At 64.0% G+C, this 7,617-nt stretch carries 5 protein-coding genes; 2 read left to right on the top strand and 3 right to left on the bottom strand.

Annotation, left to right across the window (positions count from 1 at the left end):
- From rnt to V7D81_RS05835, 3 genes are all read right to left on the bottom strand, one after another.
- A partial coding sequence (rnt, locus tag V7D81_RS05845; RefSeq protein WP_349257612.1) for a ribonuclease T occupies nt 1-566 on the bottom strand: 566 nt, incomplete at its 3' end.
- Between the two features lie 31 nt (nt 567-597).
- Complete coding sequence (pyrC, locus tag V7D81_RS05840; RefSeq protein WP_324315199.1) at nt 598-1,629, bottom strand: dihydroorotase; 1,032 nt, start codon at nt 1,627-1,629, stop codon at nt 598-600.
- Nucleotides 1,630-1,731: 102 nt separating this feature from the next.
- Entirely contained in the window at nt 1,732-3,291 is a 1,560-nt protein-coding gene (locus V7D81_RS05835) for a M17 family metallopeptidase (RefSeq protein ID WP_324315198.1), read from the bottom strand.
- 250 nt (nt 3,292-3,541) lie between these two features.
- Here V7D81_RS05835 and aceE point away from each other — a divergent pair, with 250 nt between their 5' ends.
- Both aceE and V7D81_RS05825 read left to right on the top strand, forming a co-directional pair.
- Nucleotides 3,542-6,208 carry a pyruvate dehydrogenase (acetyl-transferring), homodimeric type gene (gene aceE, locus V7D81_RS05830; RefSeq protein WP_324315197.1) on the top strand — a complete coding sequence of 889 codons (2,667 nt, stop codon included), beginning with the start codon at nt 3,542-3,544 and terminating at the stop codon, nt 6,206-6,208.
- A gap of 42 nt (nt 6,209-6,250) precedes the next feature.
- Nucleotides 6,251-7,603, top strand: a complete 1,353-nt coding sequence (locus tag V7D81_RS05825; protein WP_324315196.1) for a 2-oxo acid dehydrogenase subunit E2 — start codon at nt 6,251-6,253, stop codon at nt 7,601-7,603.
- The last annotated feature ends 14 nt before the right edge of the window (nt 7,604-7,617 follow it).

Below are 7,617 nucleotides of genomic sequence, written 5' to 3'. Positions count from 1 at the left end.
CACACCCGGCAGAACAGCTCTGCCGTCTGCTGGGCGTCATACAGCGCCGAGTGCGCTTCGTTCGAATCCCATGCGATGCCGGCGGCCTGCAGGGCCTTCGAGAGCACGGTCTGCCCGTAGACGACGCCGGCCAGCGTCGCCGTGTCGAAGCTCGAAAAAGGATGGAACGGATTGCGCTTGATGCCGCAGCGGGCCACCGCGGCATTGAGGAAATTCAGATCGAAGTAGGCATTGTGGCCGACGAGCACGGCGCGCGTGCAGTCGTTGTCCTTCATCGCGGAGCGGATGTCGCGGAACAGACGGGCCAGCGCATCCTTCTCGGAAATGGCCGGGCGCAGCGGGTGATAGGGATCGATGCCGTTGACCGCGAGCGAAGCGGCTTCCACTTTCGCGCCCGGGAAGGGTTGCACGTGATAGCGCCAGCCTTCGCCGGGACGCAGCGTGCCATCGCCCTGGATCTCCAGCAGAACCGCGGCGATTTCCAGCAGCGCATCCGTGTTGGGATTGAATCCGCCGCATTCGACGTCGATGACGACCGGGAGAAAGCCGCGGAAGCGGCGCGCCATCGGCAACTGTTCGGTCAAGGGACGGATTCCTTCAGGTCAGGCGCCAGGCGATCGATTCGCCGGCACGGAACGGTACCAGGTCATCCGCGGCGAACGGATAACTGGCGGGCGGCGTCCACGCCGACTTTTCCAGCGTGATGCGGGTGGTGTTGCGCGGCAGCCCGTAGAAATCCGGGCCGCGCAGCGAGGCAAAGGCTTCGAGACGGTCGAGGCGTCCAGCCTGCTCGAAGGCTTCTGCATACAGCTCGATGGCGGCGTGCGCGGAAAAGATGCCGGCACAGCCGCAGGCATGTTCCTTGGTGTGTCGCGCGTGCGGTGCGCTGTCCGTGCCGAGAAAGAAACGCGCATCGTCGCCGGTGGCCGCTTCGACCAGCGCGCGGCGGTCGCGCTCGCGCTTCAATACAGGCAGGCAGTAGTTGTGCGGCCGGATGCCGCCCTGGAAGATCGCGTTGCGATTCAGCAGCAGATGCTGCGGCGTGACGGTTGCGCCAATGCCGGGCCGTGAACTGGTGACGAACTGCACGGCTTCGCGGGTCGTGACGTGTTCGAAGACGATCTTCAGTTTCGGAAATTTCTCCGCGACACGCGCCAGCGTGCGGTCGATGAACACGCATTCGCGATCGAACACGTCGATGTCCTGATCAGTGACTTCGCCGTGTACCTGGAACACCAGGCCGCATTCCTCCATCGCCGCCAGCGCCGGAAAGATCCGTTCGATCGAAGTCACGCCCGCATCGGAATTCGTCGTGGCGCCGGCCGGGTAGAGCTTGGCGCCGATCACGAAGCCGCTGTTGCGGGCCGCATGGATCTCCGCAGCGGAGGTCCTGTCGGTCAGGTAGATCGACATCAGCGGTTCGAACGACAGTCCCGCCGGCACCGCTTGCAGGATGCGCTGGCGATACGCGCCCGCCTGTTTGACCGTCGTTACCGGCGGTTTGAGGTTCGGCATGATGACCGCGCGTGCGAACTGCCGCGCGGTGAAGGGCACGACGCTGGCCATGGCGGCGCCATCGCGCACATGCAAGTGCCAGTCGTCGGGGCGGAGGATCGTCAGTGTGGACATGTCGTGAGTGAGGAGTTTCTTCCTGTGGGGCCGGCTTCAGCCGGCTTCTTCCGGATGTCGTCAGGCTAAAGCCTGACCTACAGGAAGAACGCCCACATGCGGTTACTTTCTGGCGCGGCGCAGCTTACCAGTAGGCCGTTTCTCAGTCGCCTTCTTCGCGCGCTTGCGCGCCCGCAGCAGATCATGGTCCAGCAGCAGGCTCGTCGTGAAGCGCACGCCGAAGCCGGTGAAATCCGTCGGGATATGTGCGAGCCCGCCGCTGCGGTTGCTGGCGGACAGATCGATGTGGATCCACGGAATCTCTGCCGGGACGAAGCGGTTCAGGAAGCGCGCGGCGAGGATGTGATCGCCCTTGCCTTCGATCGTGCATTGCAGGATGTCGGCGATCGGGGAATCGAGATCGGCGTCGTAGTCCTCTTCCATCGGAAACGGCCAGACGCGCTCGCCGCTGTGGCGGCCCGCGAGTTCGATGGCCGTGTGCCATTCGGGGCGGTTGGTGAATGCGCCGCTGTAGCGTTCGGTGAGTGCCGTGACGCACGCGCCGGTGAGCGTGGCGTAGTCGATCACGAGCCCGGGTTGCTCGCGTGCGGCGAGGGCGAGCGTGTCGGCGAGCGCCATGCGTCCTTCGGCATCGCTGTGCACGACCTGGATGGTGACGCCGTTGATGGCCTTGATCACTTCCTGCGGCCGGTAGGCGCGCGCGCCGATCTCGTTTTCGGTGATCGCGAGCCAGCAGTCGATGTGGCAGGGCGCCTGCATTTCGCTCAGCGCCAGCAACGTGCCGACGGCGACGGCGCTGCCCTGCATGTCCTCGTGCATCTGGACCATGCTCCTGTGCGGCTTCAGGTTGATGCCGCCGGTATCGAAGCAGATGCCCTTGCCCACCAGCGCGAGACGCGGAGCATTCACACCTGCTTTCGGCGCGCGGTAGCGAAGACGCACGATGCCTGCATCGCGATGGCCATTGGCGCGCGCGACGGCGAGAAATGCTCCGGCGCCGAGTCGTTTGAGCGCGCCTTCATCGAAGAACTGGAATCCCCAGCCGTGGCGTCGCGCGAGCGTCATCAGGGCACGACGGTAGCTGCCGCTCGACAGTACGTTGGGCGGCAGCGTGGTGAGCCAGCGCGCGAGATGATTGCCGCGGTCCATGGCGAGCGTGCGATCGGCATCGATCGTCGCGTCCCTGCCGATCAGCGTGATGCGTTCGAGAACGGTGTGACGCGGCGGCTTCGACTTCATCACCGGCAGCGGCGCCGTGCCTGCGAGCGCTGCCGCAGTCATGGCTTCGAGCGCGTCGCGCGCGACCGAAGCATCGAGGTCATGCGTTGCGAACACGACGCGCGAAGGTGCGTGAGGCGCCAGTTCCTTCCAGGCCTTCGCCGCCGCGCTCAGTCTGTCGAATGCGGAGGCGCTGCTCTTGATGAATGCGACGACCAGCACTGTCGCCGCCGACCCGACTCGCGTGCTCAACAGACCGACGGACCCGCGTTGCGATGCTTTGCGATGCAACGATGCCAGCAGCGCGCCGAACGGCAGCCTGTCCAGCGTTGCATCGCGTTCGCACAGGATCACCGCAGCATCCTGCGACTGCAAAAGCCGCTCGGTGAGCGCAATGTCGCGCTGTTCGACGTGAATGTTGCGCTCTGCGGGAAGCAATTCCACGGCCCACTTTCCTTGACGTCAAAAATGCAAACCCAGATGATACGCGGGCTCTTCTGCTGGTTGGAATTTGACTGACAACCCGTCGAACAGCCCTTGCAACCGAAGGCGAACGACATTGCGCAGCGTTGCGCCGTCGCTCGCATCAGCGCGGCGAAATCCTGCCTGCTTCGCGATGCCGGCCCCCTCGCGAAGCCATCCAAGAGTTCGTTCCTCGCTTCCGACACCTTAAGTCAACGAGTAGCAGCAACGCATGTCCGACCTCTCGAAGATGGAAGACCTGGATCCCCAGGAAACCCGGGAATGGCTCGAATCCATCGACTCGGTCCTCAAGGCGCAGGGTGCCGAACGCGCTCACTTTCTGCTGGAACGTCTCATCGATCATGCGCGTCGCTCCGGTGCGTATCTGCCGTACAAGCCCAACACGGCGTACCTGAACACCATCTCCGGCGCGCAGGAAAAGGAATATCCCGGCGACCGCACCATCGAGCGTCGTCTGGAGGCGTACCTCCGCTGGAACGCGATGGCCATGGTCGTGCGTGCGAACCGTCAGAGTTCCGAGTACGGCGGGCACATCGCGAGCTATGCGTCTGCGGCGACGCTCTACGAAGTGGGTTTCAATCACTTCTGGCGCGCGCAGTCCGACAAGCACCCGGGCGACATGATTTATTTCCAGGGTCACGCTTCGCCTGGCATCTATGCGCGGGCCTGGCTGGAAGGTCGTCTCAGCGATGAGCATCTGAATCACTTCCGTCAGGAGGTGAAGGGCGAGAAGAGTCTGAGTTCGTATCCGCATCCGTGGCTGATGCCGGATTTCTGGCAGTACCCGACCGTGTCGATGGGCCTCGGCCCCATGATGGCGATCTACCAGGCGCGTTTTCAGCGCTATCTCGAGCACCGCGGCATCGTGCCGGAATCGGATCGCAAGGTCTGGGCCTTCCTCGGCGACGGCGAAATGGACGAGCCCGAATCGATGGGCGCGATCACCATGCCGGTGCGCGAGAAGCTCGACAACCTCGTCTTCGTCATCAACTGCAACCTGCAGCGTCTCGACGGCCCGGTGCGCGGCAACGGCAAGATCATCCAGGAACTCGAAGCGGCCTTTCTCGGCGCCGGCTGGAACGTCATCAAGGTCGTATGGGGTTCGCGCTGGGATCCGCTGCTCGCGAAGGACACCAAGGGCCTGCTGCGACGCGTGATGGAAGAATGCGTCGACGGCGAGTACCAGAACTTCAAGGCCAAGGGCGGCGCGTACACGCGCGAACATTTCTTCGGCAAGTATCCCGAACTCAAGGAAATGGTCGCGACCATGTCGGACGACGAGATCTGGCGCCTGAATCGCGGCGGTCACGACTATCAGAAGGTCTGGAACGCCTACAACGTGGCGTCGAATCACAAGGGCCAGCCGACCGTCATTCTCGCCAAGACCGTGAAGGGCTTCCTGATGGGCCGCTGGGGCGAGAGCCAGAACCCGACGCATCAGCAGAAGAAGCTCGACGACGAGGCGCTGCGCGAATTCAGCAAGCGCATCTTCATGGATGTGTCGGAAGAAGAACTCGCGGCGGCCGCGTTCAAGCGTCCGGCCGACGACAGTCCGGAAATGAAATACCTGCGCGAACGCCGCGGCCTGCTGGGCGGCTCGCTGCCGGCGCGACGCACGACGGCGCCGGCGCTGACGGTGCCGCCGCTCGAAGCCTTCGATGCGCTGCTGCAGAGTTCCGGCGATCGCGAAATCTCCACCACGATGGCGCTGGTGCGCATCCTGCAGGTGCTGATCAAGGACAAGAACATCGGCAGGAACATCGTGCCGATCATTCCCGACGAAGCCCGCACCTTCGGCATGGAAGGCATGTTCCGCCAGATCGGCATCTATTCGTCGATGGGCCAGCTGTACACGCCGCAGGATTCCGACCAGCTGATGTTCTACAAGGAAGACAAGAAGGGCCAGATCCTCGAAGAAGGCATCAACGAAGGCGGCGCGCTGTCGTCGTTCATCGCGGCCGGCACGGCGTATTCGAATCATGGCGTGAACATGGTGCCGTTCTACATCTTCTATTCGATGTTCGGCTTCCAGCGCGTCGGCGACTACATCTGGGCGGCGGGCGACAGTCAGGCGCGCGGCTTCCTGATCGGCGGCACGGCCGGTCGCACGACGCTGGCCGGCGAAGGTCTGCAGCACCAGGACGGCCACAGCCATCTGCTGTCGTCGACCGTGCCGAACTGCGTTTCGTACGATCCGACGTTCACCTATGAACTCGCCGTGATCGTGCAGGACGGCATGCGCCGCATGTACGCCGAGCAGGAAGACATCTTCTATTACATCACCTGCATGAACGAGAACTACCTGCACCCGGCCATGCCGAAGGGCGCGGAGCAGGGCATCCTCAAGGGCATGTACCTGCTGCAGGGCGGCGGCAAGGGCAAGGTGCGCGTGAACCTGCTCGGCGCCGGCACGATCCTCAACGAGGTGATCAAGGCCGCCGAGATTCTCGAGAAGGACTACGGCGTTCCGGCTGACGTGTTCAGCGTGCCGAGCTTCTCCGAACTGCGTCGCGAAGCGCTCGATGTCGAACGCAACAACCTGCTGCATCCGGATCAGCCGGCGAAGCAGCCCTACGTGCGCGAATGCTTCGGCGATCGCACCGGCCCGTTCATCGCCGCGACCGACTACATGAAGATCCTGCCGGACCAGATCCGTCAGTGGGTCCCGGGTCGCTACGTGGTGCTCGGCACCGACGGTTACGGCCGCAGCGATTCGCGTGCGCAGTTGCGTCATCACTTCGAGGTCGACACTCCGCACATCGTGCTCGCCTCGCTCAAGGCGCTGGCGGACGAAGGCAAGCTCGACATGGCAACGGTGAAGGCCTGCATGAAGAAGTACGGCATCGACGCCGACAAGCCGAATCCGGTGACGCAGTAAGTCGCGACCGCAGACCCGTTCACGAGTTGCCCCTCAATCATCATGTCCCAGAAAATCACCGTTCCGGATCTCGGCGACTTCCACGACGTCGAAGTCATCGACGTGCTCGTGAAGCCGGGCGACAAGATCGATGTCGACACGCCGCTGCTGACGCTCGAAACCGAAAAGGCCACGATGGACGTGCCGTCGACAGCGGCGGGCGTCGTGAAGTCCGTCGTCGTGAAGAAAGGCGACAAGGTGTCCAAGGGCAGCGCAGTGCTGGAGCTGGACGCCGATGCGCAGGCTGCCACGCCAAGCGCCGCTCCTGCCGCAGAACCGCAGAAGGCAGCGGCGCCGACGGCTGCTGCGCCCGCACCAGCATCAGCTCCTGCTGCGAGTGCGCCCGCCCCTGCACTGGAACCGACTGCGGCTGCACCGGCCGCACAACCTGCACGTTCTACGGCCGTCGCGTCATCTGCGTCGGCAGTCATCGACGAAGCCGGGTTCTCTCGCGCCTACGCCAGTCCGTCGGTGCGTCGCTTCGCCCGCGAACTGGGTGTCGACCTGGGGCGCGTGAAAGGCTCGGGGCTCAAAGGTCGCATCACGCCGGACGACGTCAAAGGCTTCGTGAAGCAGGCGCTCTCGTCGGGCGCCGGTGCGGGCGGCGGCGCTGCATTGCCGAAGATTCCGGAAGTCGATTTCTCCAGGTTCGGCAGCGTCGAAGTCAAACCGCTCGGTCGCATCCAGAAAATTTCCGGACCGCGTCTGCAGGCGAGCTGGCTCAACATTCCGCACGTCTGGCAGATGGACGAGGCGGACATCACCGACCTCGAAGCCGAACGCAACCGTCTCAAGGACGAAGCGGCGAAGCAGGGCATCAAGCTCACGCCGCTCGCGTTCATCCTGCGTGCCTGCGTCAAGGCGCTGCAGGAATTTCCGACGGTCAACAGCTCGCTGGACGGCTCGGGCCAGAGCCTGGTCTTCAAGAAGTACATCCACCTCGGCTTTGCTGCCGACACGCCGAACGGCCTGGTCGTGCCGGTGATCCGCGATGCGGACAAGAAAGACATCTACGAAATCGCCCGCGATCTCGCGACGCTGTCCGCGAAGGCGCGCGACGGCAAGCTGAGCGCCACCGAGATGCAGGGGGCGAGCTTCACGGTGTCGAGCCTCGGCGGCATTGGCGGCGTGTCGTTCACGCCGATCATCAACGCGCCGGAAGTGGCGATCCTCGGTGTCGCGCGCTCGTCGATGAAGCCGGTCTACAAGGACGGACAGTTCGTGCCGCGTCTGATCCTGCCGTTCACCTTTGCCTACGATCATCGCGTCATCGACGGCGCGGCGGGCGCGCGCTTCACGACCTTCCTGGCGCAGAAGCTGGCAGATGCGAAGGGATTGCTGGAAGCGGTGCCGTGACGAACGGCGAGCGA

Source organism: Povalibacter sp., assembly GCF_036735925.1.
In the GTDB taxonomy this organism is placed as follows: Bacteria; Pseudomonadota; Gammaproteobacteria; order Steroidobacterales; family Steroidobacteraceae; genus Steroidobacter.
The sequence above is the reverse complement of the archived record's forward strand: the minus strand, read 5'-3'. Positions and strand labels throughout refer to the sequence as shown.